General features: G+C 62.0%; 16 protein-coding genes. 4 read left to right on the top strand and 12 right to left on the bottom strand.

Annotation, left to right across the window (positions count from 1 at the left end; translation table 11 throughout):
* The first annotated feature begins 51 nt into the window (after window positions 1-51).
* Complete coding sequence (gene pdxR / locus K6301_RS19185) at window positions 52-1,539, top strand: MocR-like pyridoxine biosynthesis transcription factor PdxR (protein ID WP_247222146.1); 1,488 nt, start codon at window positions 52-54, stop codon at window positions 1,537-1,539.
* Between the two features lie 220 nt (window positions 1,540-1,759).
* Window positions 1,760-2,140, top strand: coding sequence for a response regulator (locus tag K6301_RS19180; RefSeq protein ID WP_247222145.1), 381 nt, complete (start codon window positions 1,760-1,762; stop codon window positions 2,138-2,140).
* Window positions 2,141-2,171: 31 nt separating this feature from the next.
* Here the strand turns inward: K6301_RS19180 and K6301_RS19175 are convergent, their stop codons facing one another.
* Together K6301_RS19175 and K6301_RS19170 are read right to left on the bottom strand one after the other, a co-directional pair.
* Window positions 2,172-2,996 (bottom strand): DUF1365 domain-containing protein, encoded by an 825-nt coding sequence (locus K6301_RS19175; RefSeq protein WP_247222143.1) that lies wholly within the window; start codon window positions 2,994-2,996, stop codon window positions 2,172-2,174.
* 22 nt (window positions 2,997-3,018) lie between these two features.
* Window positions 3,019-3,363: a DUF2147 domain-containing protein gene (locus tag K6301_RS19170; RefSeq protein WP_247222140.1), complete on the bottom strand. Its 345-nt coding sequence runs from the start codon at window positions 3,361-3,363 to the stop codon at window positions 3,019-3,021.
* 157 nt (window positions 3,364-3,520) lie between these two features.
* Between K6301_RS19170 and K6301_RS19165 the strand changes: the two genes are divergently transcribed.
* On the top strand, window positions 3,521-3,922 hold the full coding sequence (locus tag K6301_RS19165; RefSeq protein ID WP_247222438.1) for a DUF2177 family protein: 402 nt from the start codon (window positions 3,521-3,523) through the stop codon (window positions 3,920-3,922).
* On the opposite strand, the gene K6301_RS19160 is transcribed toward K6301_RS19165, so the two are convergent.
* Genes K6301_RS19160 through K6301_RS19140 form a run of 5 tightly spaced genes read right to left on the bottom strand, consistent with a single transcriptional unit; the run spans window position 3,887 to window position 7,624 of the window.
* Window positions 3,887-4,486: a hypothetical protein gene (locus K6301_RS19160; RefSeq protein ID WP_247222138.1), complete on the bottom strand. Its 600-nt coding sequence runs from the start codon at window positions 4,484-4,486 to the stop codon at window positions 3,887-3,889. The two genes, K6301_RS19165 and K6301_RS19160, sit on opposite strands and share 36 nt — an antisense overlap.
* The gene (locus K6301_RS19155; RefSeq protein ID WP_247222136.1) at window positions 4,483-5,520 is read right to left on the bottom strand and encodes an SAM-dependent methyltransferase; all 1,038 of its coding nucleotides are present in this window, start codon (window positions 5,518-5,520) and stop codon (window positions 4,483-4,485) included. The genes K6301_RS19160 and K6301_RS19155 overlap by 4 nt, the downstream gene beginning before the upstream one ends.
* A complete protein-coding gene (locus K6301_RS19150; protein WP_247222134.1) occupies window positions 5,517-6,332 on the bottom strand; it encodes a DUF1295 domain-containing protein in 816 nt (271 codons plus the stop codon). Before K6301_RS19150 ends, K6301_RS19155 begins: the two co-directional genes overlap by 4 nt.
* Window positions 6,333-6,335: 3 nt before the next feature.
* Complete coding sequence (locus K6301_RS19145) at window positions 6,336-6,989, bottom strand: ChrR family anti-sigma-E factor (RefSeq protein ID WP_247222133.1); 654 nt, start codon at window positions 6,987-6,989, stop codon at window positions 6,336-6,338.
* The gene (locus K6301_RS19140) at window positions 6,986-7,624 is read right to left on the bottom strand and encodes a sigma-70 family RNA polymerase sigma factor (RefSeq protein ID WP_134646615.1); all 639 of its coding nucleotides are present in this window, start codon (window positions 7,622-7,624) and stop codon (window positions 6,986-6,988) included. Before K6301_RS19140 ends, K6301_RS19145 begins: the two co-directional genes overlap by 4 nt.
* A 136-nt stretch (window positions 7,625-7,760) precedes the next feature.
* Between K6301_RS19140 and K6301_RS19135 the strand changes: the two genes are divergently transcribed.
* Window positions 7,761-9,092: an NAD(P)/FAD-dependent oxidoreductase gene (locus K6301_RS19135; protein WP_247222132.1), complete on the top strand. Its 1,332-nt coding sequence runs from the start codon at window positions 7,761-7,763 to the stop codon at window positions 9,090-9,092.
* Window positions 9,093-9,151: 59 nt separating this feature from the next.
* Here K6301_RS19135 and katE read toward each other — a convergent pair whose 3' ends face one another.
* From katE to K6301_RS19110, 5 genes are all read right to left on the bottom strand, one after another.
* Window positions 9,152-11,302 carry a catalase gene (katE, locus tag K6301_RS19130; RefSeq protein WP_247222131.1) on the bottom strand — a complete coding sequence of 717 codons (2,151 nt, stop codon included), beginning with the start codon at window positions 11,300-11,302 and terminating at the stop codon, window positions 9,152-9,154.
* 93 nt (window positions 11,303-11,395) lie between these two features.
* On the bottom strand, window positions 11,396-11,902 hold the full coding sequence (locus tag K6301_RS19125) for a YciE/YciF ferroxidase family protein (protein WP_134646621.1): 507 nt from the start codon (window positions 11,900-11,902) through the stop codon (window positions 11,396-11,398).
* Window positions 11,903-12,056: 154 nt separating this feature from the next.
* Complete coding sequence (locus tag K6301_RS19120; protein ID WP_134646623.1) at window positions 12,057-12,959, bottom strand: hypothetical protein; 903 nt, start codon at window positions 12,957-12,959, stop codon at window positions 12,057-12,059.
* Between the two features lie 223 nt (window positions 12,960-13,182).
* Complete coding sequence (locus K6301_RS19115; protein WP_247222130.1) at window positions 13,183-15,174, bottom strand: BCCT family transporter; 1,992 nt, start codon at window positions 15,172-15,174, stop codon at window positions 13,183-13,185.
* 172 nt (window positions 15,175-15,346) lie between these two features.
* The gene (locus K6301_RS19110; protein WP_247222129.1) at window positions 15,347-16,126 is read right to left on the bottom strand and encodes a hypothetical protein; all 780 of its coding nucleotides are present in this window, start codon (window positions 16,124-16,126) and stop codon (window positions 15,347-15,349) included.
* Between the last annotated feature and the right edge of the window lie 132 nt (window positions 16,127-16,258).

The raw sequence follows: 16,258 nt of genomic DNA, 5'->3' as shown, positions 1-16,258 counted from the left end.
CAAGAATGACCAGTCCACTTTCGGGCCGGCACGTCTGCGTGGAGTGCTGGCATGGGCCGAACAATTGACGGTTTTAGTCTGGACGGGCTCATGCTTGATGGCCAGGGTGCTCGACCTCTCTATCGCCAGCTTTATGATGGGCTGCGGGAAATGATCCTTTCGGGCGCAATTGCCGGGGGCACACGCATTCCATCATCACGCGTCCTGTCAGAAAGCCTCGGCGTCTCCCGCTTCACCGTGGTCACGGCACTCGATCAACTTGCCGCGGAAGGGTATCTCCACTCCGCGCGGGGCAGCGGCACCTATGTGGAAACCGTCCCGAGGCGGCAGGAGGCCGGAGCGGGTGTGGGGAGACAGCCAGACGACGCCGCCACCGGACGCTTCGAAAAAATGCTGTCGCGGCGCGGACAGGCGCTGACATGGCGCACCTCACTGACGCTGAACGACGGCTCCCAGCACCTCCATATGGCAAGCCCCGATCACAGGCTGTTTCCGGTGGACATCTGGTCGCGGCTGACGAGGGAAGTTTATGCGGAGGGGGATTTCCGCATCGTCAACTATCGGGAGATCTTTCAACCCTCTCTGCTCGAAGAGCAGATTGCCCGCCATATCGCGGTAAGCCGCGGTATCCGCTGTGAACCGGAGGAAGTGGTCACCACGCTGGGTGGGCACCACGCCGTGACGCTTCTTGCCGAACTGCTGTTGAACCCCGGAGATACGGTTGCGTTCGAGGAACCGGGAATGGCGGCCATCCGGTCGATTTTCCAGTCCGCTGGCTGCAATATCGTTCCAATGCATGTCGATGTATCAGGCCCAAATCCCGAGACGGTCGCACATCGGGATATCAAGCTCGCCTTCGTCACCGCGGCCAAGCAGCAGCCGATGACGGTCGCCATGCCCCTGAAGCGCAAACTGGAGATGCTGCATTGGGCCGCTGACCGTGACACCTTGATCATCGAGGACGACCTGGGAAGCGAATTCCGGTACCGCGGCGGACCCATCCCGCCGCTCAAGGCCTTGGACCAGGCCGGGCAGGTTATCTATGTCGGCGCCTTCAGCATGACGCTGCTGCAATCGCTGCGCGTCGGTTACATGATCATGCCGCGGGCGCTGGCGGAGCGATGCCGTCGACTGATCCAGGTCCGCTACAGGGCGTTGCCGCAGTTCACCGAACAGATCGTCGGCCGTCTTATCGAGGATGGTCACTATACGCGGCATCTTCATCGCATGCGGCGGATCTATGCCAAGCGCCAGACCCGTCTGCTGCAGATCCTGAGATCGGACTTCTCCGACATTTTCGAGCCGCCGGAATTCGCGTCAGGCTTCTACAACCTGTGCTACTTCAAGGATCAATCCATTGACGAGAATGCAGTTCTGATCCGGTGCCGTCAGCAGAATCTCGGGGTCGAGCAACTATCCTACTACTATGCGGATCGAACATCACCGTGCAAAGCGCTCCTCGTCGGCTTTGCCGCCTCGAACGAAGATGAAATCGAACATGCAACAAAGCTGCTAAAGCACTGTATCGACGTGAAATAGCGCTGTTCCGGTCGTATCGATCCGCGCGGTTTCGGACGTAGACGTGCCTTTAGCCGGCCAAACAAACTCGAAGGCGGTTCATGACAGCCCGACGGGGTTAAGCATCGCTTAAACTTTTATTCTCATTTTATTAAGTTTGTTGGAGAAAACTCTTTTGTAGGGGCCGACTGATTGTGGGGAGACCGCGTTGAACGCGTAACCGAAGTACGGAGGTCTCAGCATGCCCCATCTAACCGTGCTCGTCGTGGAAGACGAACCGCTGATCCGCATGGCCCTGGCCGATGCCCTTCTGGATGAGGGGCATGACGTCATCGAGGCGTCAAGTGTGCTTGAGGCCATAGCAGCCTTCGGCACGCATCCTATCGATTTTCTGATAACGGACGTGGATATGCCGGGGGGGCTCAACGGGTTCGATCTCGTGCGCTTCGTTCGGAACCACGATAACCGTGTGGGCGTCATCGTTGCATCCGGCGGACGTCATCCCACAGATGCAGATCTGGAGCCCGGCGAGACTTTCATCCCCAAGCCTTATCGGCTGGACGAGATCATCGCCCACCTGAACCTCCACGGCCTCCGGGATGAACGTCGAATGAAGGCGTAATCCGACAGTTCAATATACGCTTGGCACGGCGTCACGCCGCATCCCGATAGCTCGCCGTCTCGGGGGGAGGCGGGCTGCTGCGAAAACGCGCGCCTTTGAGCCAGAGCTTGAGCGCCTCCCAGTGAATGCCGGCCATTACCTTCAGTGTCATGAAGGGAAAGCGCACGAGGTACCGCGCGAGGTTGACGTCGGTCAGCGGCGCGGCCTGCGCATGGAACGTGGCGGCCAGGACCGGCTCCTTACCCGCGGTCTCATGGATGCGTATGCGCAGCGCTTTTCCGGGCGGCAGGACGCGGAAGTGGTAGCGCAGTCCCATGTCCATGAAGGGCGAGACGTGGAAGATCTTGGTTCGGGACTGGCGGATGCCGGCAGGGCTTTTCTCATCCTCGAGCACCGGCGCGACATAGCTGTGCCGCTCGCCGAAGGTGTTGCGCACGGCGTAGATGATCGCGACCAGCCGTTCGTCCGAATCATAGGCGAAGTAGGTCGAGAGAGGGTTGAAGACATACCCGAACATGCGCGGATAGGCGAGCAGCAACACACGCGCCGCCGGCTTGTCGAGCCCGGCACGCGCCAGCAGGCGGTCTGCGAACATGCGCAGCGTCTCACCCTTTTCCTCGACGTGATCGCTTTCGCGGAAAGAAAGAATGCCCGGTTTGTTCACGGCGAGGAGGCGGGTGCTCTGGGACAGCGCATCGAGACGGTCGATATCGACCAGCAGGGAGAAGACGCTGTAGCTGAAACGGTGTCCGAAGGGATTGAGCCGCTGGTGCATGACCTTACCGGGATAAAGCGTGCCCGCCGCCGTTGGCGCCGGTCCGTTCTCGGCCATGCTCGTAATGCGGTCTTGCCTCATCTTTTTCCTCTTGGCCGAGCCTTTACGGCGCCGATTGCCAGTGGACATTCTTGCACAACACACCGCCCAGGATGCAGCCGCGGGTGACAAGCGATTTGCCTGAGACCTGCACCGTGATCGCATATGTTCGGTCGCGTTTGGCATCATAGGCGGTGCCGGCGAGTGTGTCCGCCGATTTCGGCTTGAGCGACATGACCAGCCGGTCTCCTGCCTCTTCACCCTTGCTGGTATCGCCAATCCACAGATTGGTGGCGCAGATGTTGCTGCCGCAGGGCGCGATGCGCACGCGTGCATTGCCATCGTCGCGCAGCCATACGCCGCTGGGATCGGCAGATTGCTGCGCGTAGGACACAGCGGTGGTCGACATCAAGGCGGCGCATGCAGTCAGAACGGCTATTCTCATCGATCCATCCTCCTTGCCTTTGCTTGAAATACGCAAGTGCGCGCCGATCGGTTCACTTTCGGTGATCCGCCGAAGTCGGGATGGCGTAGACAGTGACGAGGAAACCGCAGGAGACACCGCCATGAAAACGATCGCAACGGCTTACCTGGCGACCGGCATCGCATTCCTGATCGTCGATGCCATCTGGCTGTCGACCATGGCGGACATGCTATACAGGCCGCTGATGGGCGATAAGCTCGCACCGCAGTTTCATCTGGCGCCGGCCATCGTCTTCTATCTGATTTATGTCGCCGGCATCGTCTTCTTTGCCGTGATGCCCGCACTTCATGGTGGCGGTCTCACCAAGGCTGCGCTGAATGGCGCGGTGCTCGGGCTTGTGGCGTATGCGACCTACGACCTGACCAACCAGGCGACGCTGAAGGACTGGCCGCTTGCCGTAACCCTTGCCGATATTCCCTGGGGTGCCTTCGTGACCGCTGTCGGCGCGTCAGCCGGTTTTCTCGTCGCCAGCCGCATTGGGTGATCGTTCCGCCTCGGCGAGCATGCCGGAGAATAGCAATGCGACAAAGGCTGTCAGCGTGCTGGCGCTTATGAGATTGAGGCGGGCCAGCGCGGCATACTCGGCCGCATCGTAGGCGGCGAGCGGTGGTCCATAGCCATCATGCAGCAAGAGAAACACGCCGAAAGCAATTGCGGTGATTGCCAGCGCAGCCAGACGCTCACGAGGGCGAAACAGCAACAATGCGATGACCCCGCAGGGAATGAGAAAGATCTCGACCGCTGAGGCCGTGCCGAAAAGCCAGGCCGAAAGCACCGTATTGCCTATGCCCGCCAACGGAAGGAGCGCCCGGCCGGCCACGCCGTTCCGGCGTGAAACGGCCGGCACGGCGAGGAAGAAGGGCGTGGAGAAGAATGTGAACCACGCTGCGGTGATGTCGTCGCTGACCAGCCAGAAAAGATAAAGCGGATAGAAGGGCTGGTTGGAGGCGACCAGCAACGCGATCACGTTCGCCGCAGCGACGCGAGGGTCGGGATGGCGGGCATAGGCCCGAACCATCTCGGCTGCCTTTGCAAGAAGAGAGATCACAGTCCTGCGCCGGCGGGGCGGAGGCGATAGTGGCTGACACCCCATTCCTCGCCATTGGCGTGGCCGAAGAGCCCCGCCGTGGCGAGGAAAAACAGTCGCCAGCGCCGCATCCAGAGCGCGGCATCAGGCCCATACGTCGCATTGAAAATGGTTCGGATCTCGTCTCGGTTCCTGTCGAAATTATCGAGCCAGTCCAGGGCAGTGCGCTCGTAGTGCTTGCCGTTCCAGCGCCAGTCCTTTTCGACGATGAAGCTGTCGCTGAATTCCCGCACGAGACCGTGGCTCGGCATGACACCGCCGGTGAAGAAATACTGAGCGATCCAATCCGCCTTGTCGGAATGGTCGAAACGGTAGGCGGTCTTGCGGTGCGAGAAGACATGCAGGAAAAGCCGGCCATCATCGCGGATCCAGCCGCGCGCCCGGTCCAGAAGAGATTTCCAGTTGGACATGTGCTCGAACATCTCGACCGAAACGATCCGGTCGAAAGTGCCTTCGGGAGAAAACACATTCATATCGGCGGTGACCACCGAGAGGTTGCCGAGACCGCGCGCGGCAGCCTGCGCCTCGATGTGGGTGCGTTGCGAGGCCGAGTTCGAAACGCAAACGATGCGGGCGGCTGGGTAGTGCTCGGCCATGAAGAGGGAAAGCGAGCCCCAGCCGCATCCCAGTTCGAGAATGTCCTGCCCGTCGGCAAGGTCCGCATGGCCGCATGTTTCCTCAAGCGCCGCAATTTCCGCCTGCGCCAGCGTGGTGCTGGGTGAGGAATAGAGGCAGGAGGAGTATTTTCGGCGCGGACCGAGCGTCAGCGCGAAGAACGCCGCCGGCAGTTCGTAATGCTGGGAATTTGCTTCATCGGTGTGAACGGCTATCGGCCAATCGGTCATCGAACGGGCAAAGTCGTGATCGGTCGGGCCGCCGGTCTCAGCCAGCAGGCGTCGCGTGCGGCCGACCAGCCGGCTGATGCCGAAGCGAAGGGCAGGGTCGGGAACAGGCAAACGCTCGGCGGCAGTGATCGCGGTAACGGCAAGGTTCATGACGTCTTCTCCCTGTTTGGCAGCCCGGGCCAGAACGCATTGACGCGATCGGCATAGGCGGTGAAGGCAGCGCCCCGCGAGCGCATCATGTGAGCTTCGAGCGGGGGGATTCCCGAGACATGCACGAGCAGCCAGTACATGAAGGCCGGACCGGCGAGTGCCACCCAGCCCCAGCTCCACGCGCCAGCCGGGCCGATGGCGATGACCGCATATCCGCACCAGCCGAGCCACTGGAAGAAGTAGTTGGGGTGACGGGAAAGGCTCCACAGCCCCTCGTCACAGACCTTCCCCTCGTTGGTGGCCTTGCGGCGGAACCGTGACAGCTGCGCGTCGGCGATACCCTCACCGATCACGGCCATGGCGAGGATGGCGATGCCGGCAATATCGCTCCATTGCAGCCCCTCTGCCGGATTTCTCGCCGCAATAAAGATGGTCGCGGCCAGGAGAAGGGCTGCTGCGGCCTGGATCTGCAGGAAGAGAAACAGGCGAAAGCGCCAGCTTTCCCCCCATTCCTCACGCAATCGGGCATAACGCGGATCTTCGCCGCCTTGCAAAGTGCGCCGCAGGATATGGATGCCCAGCCGACAGGACCAGAGCCCAGCGGCCGCGGCGATGAGGAGCCGGCGCTGCCAGTCGCCTTCCCAGCCATCAACAGGCGCGAGTGCTGCCGTAACGCCGGCAGCGCCGACAAGGAACGACCAGACCGCATCCACCAAGCCGGATGCCGCCCCCTTGATGACGGCAAACCACACAGCGGTCATCACCAGCGCGGCGGCGGCAGCCAGGAGAAGGAAAAGCACCGCCGCCGTCATGATTCAGATCCCGAAAATCGGCTGCAACATGCGACCGATGACATTCTTGAAGCGCATCTTGCCCTCCATGGCGGCAAGGCATATGCATTCGCCATCAGGGTCGACCATGGGTTGGTGCTCGACGTCGTCGTCCATCTCGGCGAGGTCGCCGGGACGAAACGTTCCGAACTTGTCGGAGAACGAGCCGGAGACGATGTAGGTGAACTCCGTACCGACATGGCCATGATCGGGAAGGGCGCGACCTGGGCCGACTTTCAGCAGGATGAGATTGGCGTCGGGATCCTGCGGAACACCGACGCGGCTCATCTTCATGCCGGGACCGATCCAGCGCCAGCGCCCGATATCGCAGCCGCGCAACGCGTCCGGCAGGCGAATGCCCTCGATTTCCACGGGCGCGAGCGGCGGCTGTGTAATTGCCGCTGCGTCCTCCTCGTCATCGAGCATGGCGAGCGTGTCGTTCAATGCTTTCGCCGAAAGCGGGGTGGGGGCCATATCTTCCAGGACGGCGCCGCCGAGCGCCTCGAACGTGCCGATGCGGGCGCGACAGGCCGGGCAGCTCGCCAGATGCGCCTCGACCACGATGGCTGGTCCCGCGGCAAGCGTGCCGGCGGCAAAGCGCATCAGAGTTTCGTCGGTTGCGTGATGTGTGGTGGTCATGATTTGTCTTCCAGCAGCGCGCGCAGGCGATTCATTGCCAGGCGTGTTCTAGATTTCACGGTGCCGAGGGGGATACCCAGCTCATCGGCGATTTCGGTCTGCGATTTCTCGCTGAAGTAGGAAAGCCGGATGATCGTCTGCTGCTCCGGTGAGAGAGCCGTCAACGCCCGGCGCACCTGCGCGTCGCGCTCGGCTCCGAGCAATTCGTCCTCGATCGTCTCGGGTCCGTCTTCGGGGTCTGGCGGCAGCGCCGATGGATCACGCTGCCGGCGCAGATGATCGATGCGAATGTTGCGCGCGACGGTAAAAATCCAGGTCGCAACGCCCGCCCGCTCCGCATTGAAATAGGTAGCCTTGCGCCAGACCGTCAGCATCGTTTCCTGCACCAGATCCTCCGCCACACTGGAAGAGATCGTCCAGCGCAGGAAGAACGTCTTCAGCCTCGGGCCGAAATAACGGAAGAGCAGCGCGAAGGCCTGACGGTCCCGGCCTTGGGCGACCTGCATCATCATTTCCACAAGCGCGTCGGGCGACGGCGTCTGTTGTGTATCCCTTGAACTCACCACGGCAAGCCGCCGGCCTGTCGGCACAATGGGTTTGTGATCAATCTCAACGGGGCTCGAAACTTCATTCATGCGTCCTTCTACGCGGCGTTTTCCGGAGTGGATCACACCGGACGAAATAGGTTTCTGGCAGTGATCCGTCAGAAGCCCGTGCTCGTAAAGAGCTCTACTAGTTTCTCATGAGTTCGGCAGCCGCAGAAGGATTGTCATGCGCCATTTTCCTCAATCGGACCGTCCCCTTAAAATTGCGGTGGTGGGCACGGGCATTGCCGGTCTTTCCGCTGCATGGCTTCTGTCGCAGCGCCATGAGGTAACGGTTTTCGAGGCTGACAATCGCGTGGGCGGCCATTCGCATACTGTAGAGGCGGGCGGCGCTCCCGTCGACACCGGCTTCATCGTCTATAACGAGGCGACGTATCCCAACCTCACGGCGCTGTTTGCGCATCTCGAAGTCCCCACCCGGGCGTCGGACATGTCCTTCGCCGTTTCCATGGATGGGGGGCAGCTCGAATATGCGGGGACAAACCTTGCGGGCCTTTTCGCGCAGCGCAGCAATCTGGCAAGCCCGCGTTTCTGGTCGATGCTGCGCGATCTCGTGCGCTTTTATCGGCAGGCGCCGAGCGGTGTGAGAAATCTCGATCCCTCTGCGAGCCTTAACGATTATCTCGACAGTGCGGGCTTCGGCCGCGCCTTCCGTGAGGATCATCTCTATCCGATGGCGGCCGCGATCTGGTCGACGCCGGCGCTGGAAATCGGCAATTATCCGGCCCTTTCCTTCGTGCGTTTCTGCGAAAACCATGGTCTTCTGAAATTCGCGCGTCGGCCGGTCTGGCGGACCGTCGATGGTGGCAGCCGTGCCTATGTCGAACGGCTGATCGCTCCGTTCCGCGATCGCATCCGCACCAATGCGCCGGTGAAGTCGATCCGCCGGGTGAACGGTGCCGTGGAGATTTCCGTGCCGGATGCTGAGCCCGAATGGTTCGATCATGTCGTGATCGGCGCTCACGCCGACCAGGCCCTCGGCATGCTGGCCGATCGCTCGCAACGGGAGTCCGACCTGCTGGGCGTCTTTGCCTACGGCGATAACGAAACCGTCCTGCACCGGGACGAAAGCCTTATGCCGAGCCGGCGCCGCGTCTGGGCGAGCTGGAATTATCTGGCGAAGTCCGGGCGCGATGGTACCGCGCCGCGCAAGCCCTGCGTGACGTACTGGATGAACAGGCTACAGGGTATCGCCGATGAACGTCCATTCTTCGTGACGCTCAGCCCGCTCCATGCGCCGGCCGAGGACAAGGTTATCTGGCGGGGACTTTATCAGCATCCCCTTTTCAACGCCGCGACCCTTGCCGCGCAGAAGCAGCTCTGGTCACTCCAAGGCGAAGGCAACACCTGGTTCTGCGGATCGTATTTCGGATCGGGTTTTCACGAGGATGCCATCCAGGCCGGGTTGGCGGTCGGTGAAAGCCTGGGAGGGGCCAGCAGGCCATGGACCGTGCCGGGGCATTCCGACCGGATATTCTGCGCCCCGCAACACGCCTGATTTCGCCTGGCGTAAGAACAGAGAAGAGGCGCGGCATTTCTGCCGCGCCGGATGTCGATCTACTTGATTGGCGGTGACGCCTTGCCGAGTTTGACCGAGGGTTCGCGTCCCCAGACACGCAGCTTGCCGAGTTCGGAAACGAAGCCTGCCAGCCCACCCTCGCCCGGAAGCATGATGACGCCTTCGTCGAGGGTATCGCCGATCCCCGCTTTTTCCAGCAGTTTGGCTGCCGACGCGTCATAGCCGATGAACTTGCAGTGCTGGAAAGCATCCGCGACGAAGTCACGAGCGGTCGCTTCCATCACAAGGTCGTCGATGGCCTCTGCGGACGTCAGGAGGGCGACGGCATCAAACAGGACGGACGGTCCGCCGTCTATCATGTGATGTGCCTCGACCCATGATCCATCCGACGCCGTCACGCCACCGACCTTCGGAGCGATCAGTTCACAGACGGCTTTTTCCTTTTCCACCGCCGCCATCATGCCCTTCAGCAATTTGGCGTCCACGCCGTCGGTGACGAGGATGCCGAGCTTGCGGCCTTCGAAGCGCTTGGGGCCCTTTTCGACGATGCTGAGTGCCGGCGACGGCTCCAGATCCTGGCGCGTCGGCACCGCCGCGTCGGCGGGCTTGGGCATCGACTGGAAGCCGAGTTTCTGAGCGACTGTCGCTGCCAGCGTCTCATCGATATTGAGGAGATGCGAGACCATACGCTCGCGGATGACGGGCGTTTCGACTTTGCTCAGTTCGAAGGTGAGCGCGGCCGCGATATGGCGTTGCTCGGGCGGAGTCTGGCTGAGATAGAACTGCCGGGCCTGGCTGTAGTGGTCGGCAAAGCTCTCGGGACGCAACCGTGCCTTGATGCCTCGCTCTTCGACGGGGTAGGGGCGATGGCCGCGCATGGGGGATTCGCGCGGTCCCTCGTTGAACGAATTCGGCTGGTAGTTCGCCCGGCCAACCGGATTTCGCATAGCCATGTGGCCGTCCTGCTGGAAATGCGCGAACGGACACTTGGGCGCATTGATCGGCAGGTGTGTGAAGTTCGGGCTTCCCAGGCGCTTCAGCTGGGTGTCGAGATAGGAGAAGTTTCGACCTTGCAGCAGCGGGTCGTTGCTGAAATCGATGCCCGGCGGCACGTTCTGCGTCATGAAGGCGACCTGTTCGGTCTCGGCGAAGAAGTTATCCGGCATGCGATCGAGCACCAGCCGCCCGACCGGCTGCGGCTTGAGGATTTCCTCGGGGATGATCTTCGTTGGGTCGAGCACGTCGAAGTCGAAGCTATCGGCGAAATCCTGGTCGAACAGCTGGACCTGCAATTCCCATTCCGGGAAATTGCCCGACTGGATCGCCTGCCAGAGGTCGCGACGGTGAAAATCGGGATCGGCGCCATTGATTTTGACCGCTTCGTTCCAGGCGACCGATTGCAGCCCCAGCTTCGGCTTCCAATGAAACTTCACGAAGGTCGATTCGTCCTTGGCGTTGACGAAGCGGAAAGTGTGGACACCGAAGCCTTCCATGAAGCGGAACGAGCGCGGAATGGTCCGGTCCGACATGATCCACATGACCATGTTCATGCTCTCCGGGGTCAGGCTGATGAAATCCCAGAACGTGTCATGCGCCGTCTGCGCCTGCGGGAAGGCCCGATCGGGCTCCTGCTTGGCGGCGTGGATCAGGTCAGGAAACTTGATCGCATCCTGAATGAAGAAAACCGGGATGTTGTTGCCGACGAGGTCCCAGTTGCCTTCCTGGGTATAGAGCTTGACGGCGAAGCCGCGAACATCGCGTGCAAGGTCGGCCGAGCCCTTGTTGCCGGCAACCGTCGAGAACCGGACAAAGGCTGGCGTCCGCTCGCCGGGCCGCTGGAAAAGATCGGCCTTGGTATAGGCGGCAAGCGATGCGTAGGTTTCGAAGAAGCCGTGCGCCCCGTAACCGCGGGCATGAACGACACGCTCGGGAATGCGCTCATGGTCGAAGTGGAAAAGCTTCTCGCGAAAATGGAAATCGTCGATGACGAGCGGACCCCGCGGGCCGACGCGCAGGGAGTTCTGGTCGTCGGCGACAGGTCCGCCCTGGGCGGTGGTCAGGATCGGCGCGTCGCCGTCATCAGCAGTCTGGTGAAGTTCGCCGCCTTCCCCCCGTTGCAGCTTCACATCGTGGATGGTGGCGGTATCGGCCGCACGGCGCTGCGACGGGGCAGTTGTTTTCTTAGCCATGGATCTGGCTCCCTCTCAACAAGTCGATGGGCACGAGGGCCCGGAAGCAAAGAGGCCGCCCTTGAGGGCGGCCTGATTGTTGGTGCTGACGGTCTAGCTGGCTTTCTTCATGGAGCCTTTGGCGTTTGCCGAGGATTCTCCGAGCGCGGTCAGCTTCTGGTCGGTGGCGATCTCCTCCTGGAGATTGGCGTCGAGCAGCGGGATGGCATCCTTCAAGCCGAGCTGTTTCGCCCAGGCCTTGAGGGTGCCGTAGCGCGCGATCTCATAATGCTCGACCGCCTGCGCGGAGGAGATCAGACCAGCATCGAGGGCAGCCGTGCCCTTGTATTCTTCCATGATCTCCTCGCCTTCCGCGATGATGCCCTGGATCGCTTCGCAGGTCTTGCCGCGCGCCGATTTGCCGAGCAGCTCGAATACCTGTTCAAGGCGCTCGATCTGGCCCTGCGTCTCGTCGCGATGCTGCAGGAAACCGGCCTTGCCTTCTTCCGACTGTGCCGCACGCGCCATCTTCGGCAGGGCCTTGAGGATCTGCTTTTCAGCGAAGTAGATGTCCTTGAGGGTATCAAGGAAAAGGTCGTTCAAAGTTTTTTCCGTGGCCATGAGAGTATCCGTTCTAGTTTGAGAGACGAGGTTCGAACCATGGAACTGAAGCGATGTTCCTCAGGCTGGAAATAAAATCGACCGTGCCGCTGGCGACGATGGCGACTGAACCGCAGAAGGCGAGAAGCCGCCCATCGGGCGGCTTCTCCAGTCATCACCGTTCAACGATCACCGCTGCTTCGTCATCGTCGCGCTGGCGTCCGCCGAGGGCGGCGGCGGCAGAGGCGATGAAGGCACCCACCAGCAAGGACAGCGCACCAAGCATGGCAGCCGTGGCCGCGGACTTGCGTGCATCGTCGGCCGCCTTGAGGGCAGCGTTCTTTGCATCCTCGATCTGGGTCAGGACCTGATCGACGCGTGCGCGGGCTTCTTCCGGCGAAATGCCGGCGCGCGAAGCGACGATGGACGAGATATAGGCCCGGTCGGCTTCCGGCACGCCGTCATTGACGGCGCCACGCATCAGAATGCGCGAGATCTCGGCTGCCGCCGACGCGTCGTCCGTCTGGGCGCGGCTGGCGACGTCCTGCGGACGCAGCAGGATATCCGTGAAATAGCCCGTTGCCGCATCAGGCGTGGCAGCATCGCTGTTTGCCGCGGCTGCCGTGCCCGCGACCGTGGCGGTCGCAGCGGCGGATGATGCCGCCTGAACACCTGCGCCGGCGAGCCCGGTGAAAGCCGAGCCAGCCATGCCAACGACGACAACCGTTGCGAGCGCCCAGCTCAGAAAGCCATGGGCCGTGTCACGGAAGAAGACCTCGTCCGTGTGAACATTGGCCCACTTGGTCCGCAGGCGTCCCGTGAGATAGCCGCCGAGTGCGGAAGAGAGCCACTGGACGACGACGAACCAGATCGCCGCCGTGACGCCCACCGTGGCGAGGGAGGCGCTGTCACCTGACCATGGAGACACCATCGTCAGGCCCACGCCGGAGCCGAGGAGAAGCAGAATGATCGTGGCGGCGGCGGCTGCGACCGCGCCCCCGATCACCGGACCCCATGCGAGGGCCGGCCGGCCGGATTCGACACCGACGTCGGAAACATCCGAACTGTAAAGCGCCATGTCCGCCTCCTATCGCAGAAACAGGACAAGCAGAATGACGAGCGGCAGGGGAATACCCAGAAGCCAGAGAAGAATACCACGACCCATTTTAGAGACCTCCTGTGAAGCGCGGGCGACGGCCCGCAGCATGGTGGCCAAACTCATTGAATCGTTCGATGTTCCATAAGGCGTCATCGCTAGATGCGAAGCGACGTCACGCCCGTTCGAGGGTGGGCGTCCAGCGTCAGGTTCCCGCGTGTTCAGGCGCGCCGTGGACCAGTTGCGCGTCGGGTAGCTGGACGAGGCTGAGATAGCGCTCGAACTGCCCCAGGACATCGGCGATGATCTGGTCTCGTTCCATGCCCATGACGTCGTAGCCACGGCTGCCGCTGGAAAAATAGGTGCGTGCTTCGAAGCGCATTTCCGGTTTGCCGGCGGCCATCGGCGACAGGACGGCAAGCGGATGGCTGGCGACGGCGACGCCGTAAACGAAGTCGCGCACGCCTTCGGATTGGCACCGCAGGGCGATGGCGCCGTTTTCGCCCTCTTCGACGTGCGTCGGGCGGCCACGAGCCGAGAGCTCCTTGGCAACCTGTTCCAGTGCCGCACGGACCTGGGTGGTGATGAAGGCCCTGACCTCGCCTTCACGCGGCGCACGCAGCATGTGCCCCAGGCGTCGCTGCCAGGAGACCCCTGCAGCCGGATAGGCGGGCATGCCGCCGCCCGCGGATCGGCCCGCCCATTGTTGTGCCATGTCGGCGCGCATGCCTGCCAGGAGAGACCACAGCAGCGCCAGCATGACGATCACGAAGGGCAGCGCGCTCGCGATCGTGACCGATTGAAGGGCCGACAATCCTCCCGCAAGCAGCAGCACGGCGGTGACGATGCCGGAAAAAGCACACCAGAACACGCGCTGCAGCGTGGTCGTTTCGGTTTCCCCGCCGGCCGCGATGGCGTCAACGACCAGCGATCCCGAATCCGCCGATGTGACGAAGAAGATTGCCACCAGGAGAATGGCGAGTGTCGAGGTCACGGCCGTGAAGGGCAGGTAGGTGAAGAACTCGAAGAGCCCGACCGAAAGATCGTTGACGATCGCCTTTCCAAGCGCGCCGGCGGCGACGCCATTGTCGATGGAAATGGCGGTGTTGCCGAACACCGTCATCCAGATGAAGGTGAAGCCGGCCGGTATGAAGAGCACGGCCGTGATGAAGCCACGTACTGTCCGCCCGCGCGAAATGCGGGCGATGAACATGCCCACGAAGGGCGACCAGGAGATCCACCAGGCCCAGTAGAAGAGCGTCCAGGCGTCGATCCACGGCGTCGGGTTGTAGGCGTATATGTTGAACGTGCGAAGCACGAGGCCATCGAGATACAGGCCGAGATTCTGCACGAAATCGCGCAGCAGTTCGGTCGTCGGACCCACCACGAGAACGAACATCATCAGGAGGATCGCCACCAGCAGGTTGAGCTCCGAGAGGATACGGACGCCCTTGTCGAGCCCGGTCAGGACCGACACCGTGGCGAGGCCGGTGACAAAGGTGATGATGAGCAGTTGCACGGCAGGCGCGATGGGCACGCCCAGCACGAAGTTGAGGCCGGAATTGATCTGCGTCACGCCGGCACCCATGGACGTGGCGAGCCCGAAGATGGTCCCGACAATGGCGAAGATGTCGACCGCATGGCCGATCGGGCCGTTGATGCGCTCCTTCAATAGCGGATAGAGGCCGGATCGAATGGTGAGCGGCAGGTTATAGCGATAGCCGAAATAGGCGAGGGACAAGCCGACCACCGCGTAGACCGCCCACGCATGAATCCCCCAATGCAGGAAGGTGACGGACATCGCCTCACGGACCGCGGCGATCGACCGAGGTTCGGCGGTCGGCGGCGCGAGATAGTGGGTCATCGGCTCGCCCACGCCGTAGAACATCAGACCGATGCCCATGCCGGCAGCAAACAGCATAGCGATCCACGACAGGAAGCTGAAATCCGGCGTCGAATCGTCGGGGCCGAGCTTCAGGTCGCCATACCGGCTGAAACACAAGAGCAGCATGGCGGCGAGAATGACCCCGACGGCAAGAAGGTACAGCCAGCCGAAGCCTGACAGGATTTGTGCCTGAAGGCTTCTGAATATGTCCTCAGCCTGCGATGGAAACAGAATGCCGACAGCCAGGAACAGTCCGATGATCGCGAGCGATCCGAAGAAGACGGGCGGGTTGATGACGAACGGCTTGAACATGATGCTGGCATCCACTGCTGACGGCCCGCACGCCTGACGACGTGATCGGACCTGTATTCCGGGACAGCAGATATAGAGCAAAAATCAAAAGGTCGACCAAGAGCGGCACGTTTGAGAGCCGACCGTGCCTCCACACCGCGGGCTTGCCTGAGAGCCGTTCGATCGGGCGAGTTTACTTGCGGAAATAGGCCGGCTCGTCGGATTTCGGATCTGGCTCACAGGTGCCGCCGCCCAGCCATGAGCTGTCGTAGCAGCGCCGCAGCGCGTGGTAATCCAGCCGTTCGAGCCGGGCTTCCGCGATATCGCGCCACCAGCGCATGTCGAGCGTCGGCCACTGGTTCTGCGGGATCGTACAGACCTGCACGCTCGTGTCACCGGCGCAATGGAACGTGAAATCGGAGACGCCGTAGCGAAGGATTGCCGCCAGGGAGCGGGCACCGCGTTCGTCCGCCGGTGGCAATGCGTCCTTGCCTTCCACTTTCCCCCAACGGGCATTTGTCCGTGAGGCGTCGCTTTCCCCGGCATATTCGGCGCGGGGCAGCACGCGGATGACCTGTCCGCCGGACGAGTAGGCATCCTTGAAGCCGACGGTCATCTGCGGGCCGCGGTCTTCCATATCGGTGCCGATGACGGAGAGCGCCTGCGTGCCGAGCTTCCGGTCATCGGCGGCCCCTTCCGGGCTCCGGAACCGGAAGACGTACTTACCGTCCTTGGGATATTTCAGCTGCACCTCGGCATAGCGCGATGTGACCGTAACCCGGCCGGCGGCTTTGCCATCCTGCACGGACAGCTCCTCCGGCGGCACAGGGATCGGATAAATGGTCACCACGCCGCCGTGTTCGAACAAAGCGCCACCGATCTCGATCGTGAGATCGGCGTCCGATGCCCCGGCGCTGCCCGCCATGAGCAGGACCGTGAGCGCAATGGCTCTCTGCGGCGCTTGGTTGAACATGCGTGACCTCCTGTATCCTGTATAACGACGACATCTAAGCTCATCCGACGTTCCGATGATTGCATCGCCGTAGTGCACCCTGCCTACAACAACGGTTTCGACGTGGCCATAATTCGCGAGGCTTGCTCATCG

Source organism: Shinella oryzae (assembly GCF_023038235.1).
Lineage (GTDB): Bacteria > Pseudomonadota > Alphaproteobacteria > Rhizobiales > Rhizobiaceae > Shinella > Shinella sumterensis.
Note: the sequence above shows the minus strand (reverse complement) of the source record. Positions and strands in the feature narration are given on the sequence as shown.

Bases quoted from the DNA above. Each gene is read 5' to 3' on its own strand.
- K6301_RS19140 (WP_134646615.1), bottom strand. From the start codon at position 7,624: ATGAATGAAGTTTCGAGCCCCGTTGAGATTGATCACAAACCCATTGTG.
- K6301_RS19110 (WP_247222129.1), bottom strand. From the start codon at position 16,126: ATGTTCAACCAAGCGCCGCAGAGAGCCATTGCGCTCACGGTCCTGCTC.
- K6301_RS19165 (WP_247222438.1), top strand. From the start codon at position 3,521: ATGAAAACGATCGCAACGGCTTACCTGGCGACCGGCATCGCATTCCTG.
- K6301_RS19155 (WP_247222136.1), bottom strand. From the start codon at position 5,520: ATGAACCTTGCCGTTACCGCGATCACTGCCGCCGAGCGTTTGCCTGTT.
- katE (WP_247222131.1), bottom strand. From the start codon at position 11,302: ATGGCTAAGAAAACAACTGCCCCGTCGCAGCGCCGTGCGGCCGATACC.
- K6301_RS19125 (WP_134646621.1), bottom strand. From the start codon at position 11,902: ATGGCCACGGAAAAAACTTTGAACGACCTTTTCCTTGATACCCTCAAG.
- K6301_RS19145 (WP_247222133.1), bottom strand. From the start codon at position 6,989: ATGACCACCACACATCACGCAACCGACGAAACTCTGATGCGCTTTGCC.
- pdxR (WP_247222146.1), top strand. From the start codon at position 52: ATGGGCCGAACAATTGACGGTTTTAGTCTGGACGGGCTCATGCTTGAT.
- K6301_RS19180 (WP_247222145.1), top strand. From the start codon at position 1,760: ATGCCCCATCTAACCGTGCTCGTCGTGGAAGACGAACCGCTGATCCGC.
- K6301_RS19175 (WP_247222143.1), bottom strand. From the start codon at position 2,996: ATGAGGCAAGACCGCATTACGAGCATGGCCGAGAACGGACCGGCGCCA.
- K6301_RS19150 (WP_247222134.1), bottom strand. From the start codon at position 6,332: ATGACGGCGGCGGTGCTTTTCCTTCTCCTGGCTGCCGCCGCCGCGCTG.
- K6301_RS19120 (WP_134646623.1), bottom strand. From the start codon at position 12,959: ATGGCGCTTTACAGTTCGGATGTTTCCGACGTCGGTGTCGAATCCGGC.
- K6301_RS19170 (WP_247222140.1), bottom strand. From the start codon at position 3,363: ATGTCGACCACCGCTGTGTCCTACGCGCAGCAATCTGCCGATCCCAGC.
- K6301_RS19135 (WP_247222132.1), top strand. From the start codon at position 7,761: ATGCGCCATTTTCCTCAATCGGACCGTCCCCTTAAAATTGCGGTGGTG.
- K6301_RS19115 (WP_247222130.1), bottom strand. From the start codon at position 15,174: ATGTTCAAGCCGTTCGTCATCAACCCGCCCGTCTTCTTCGGATCGCTC.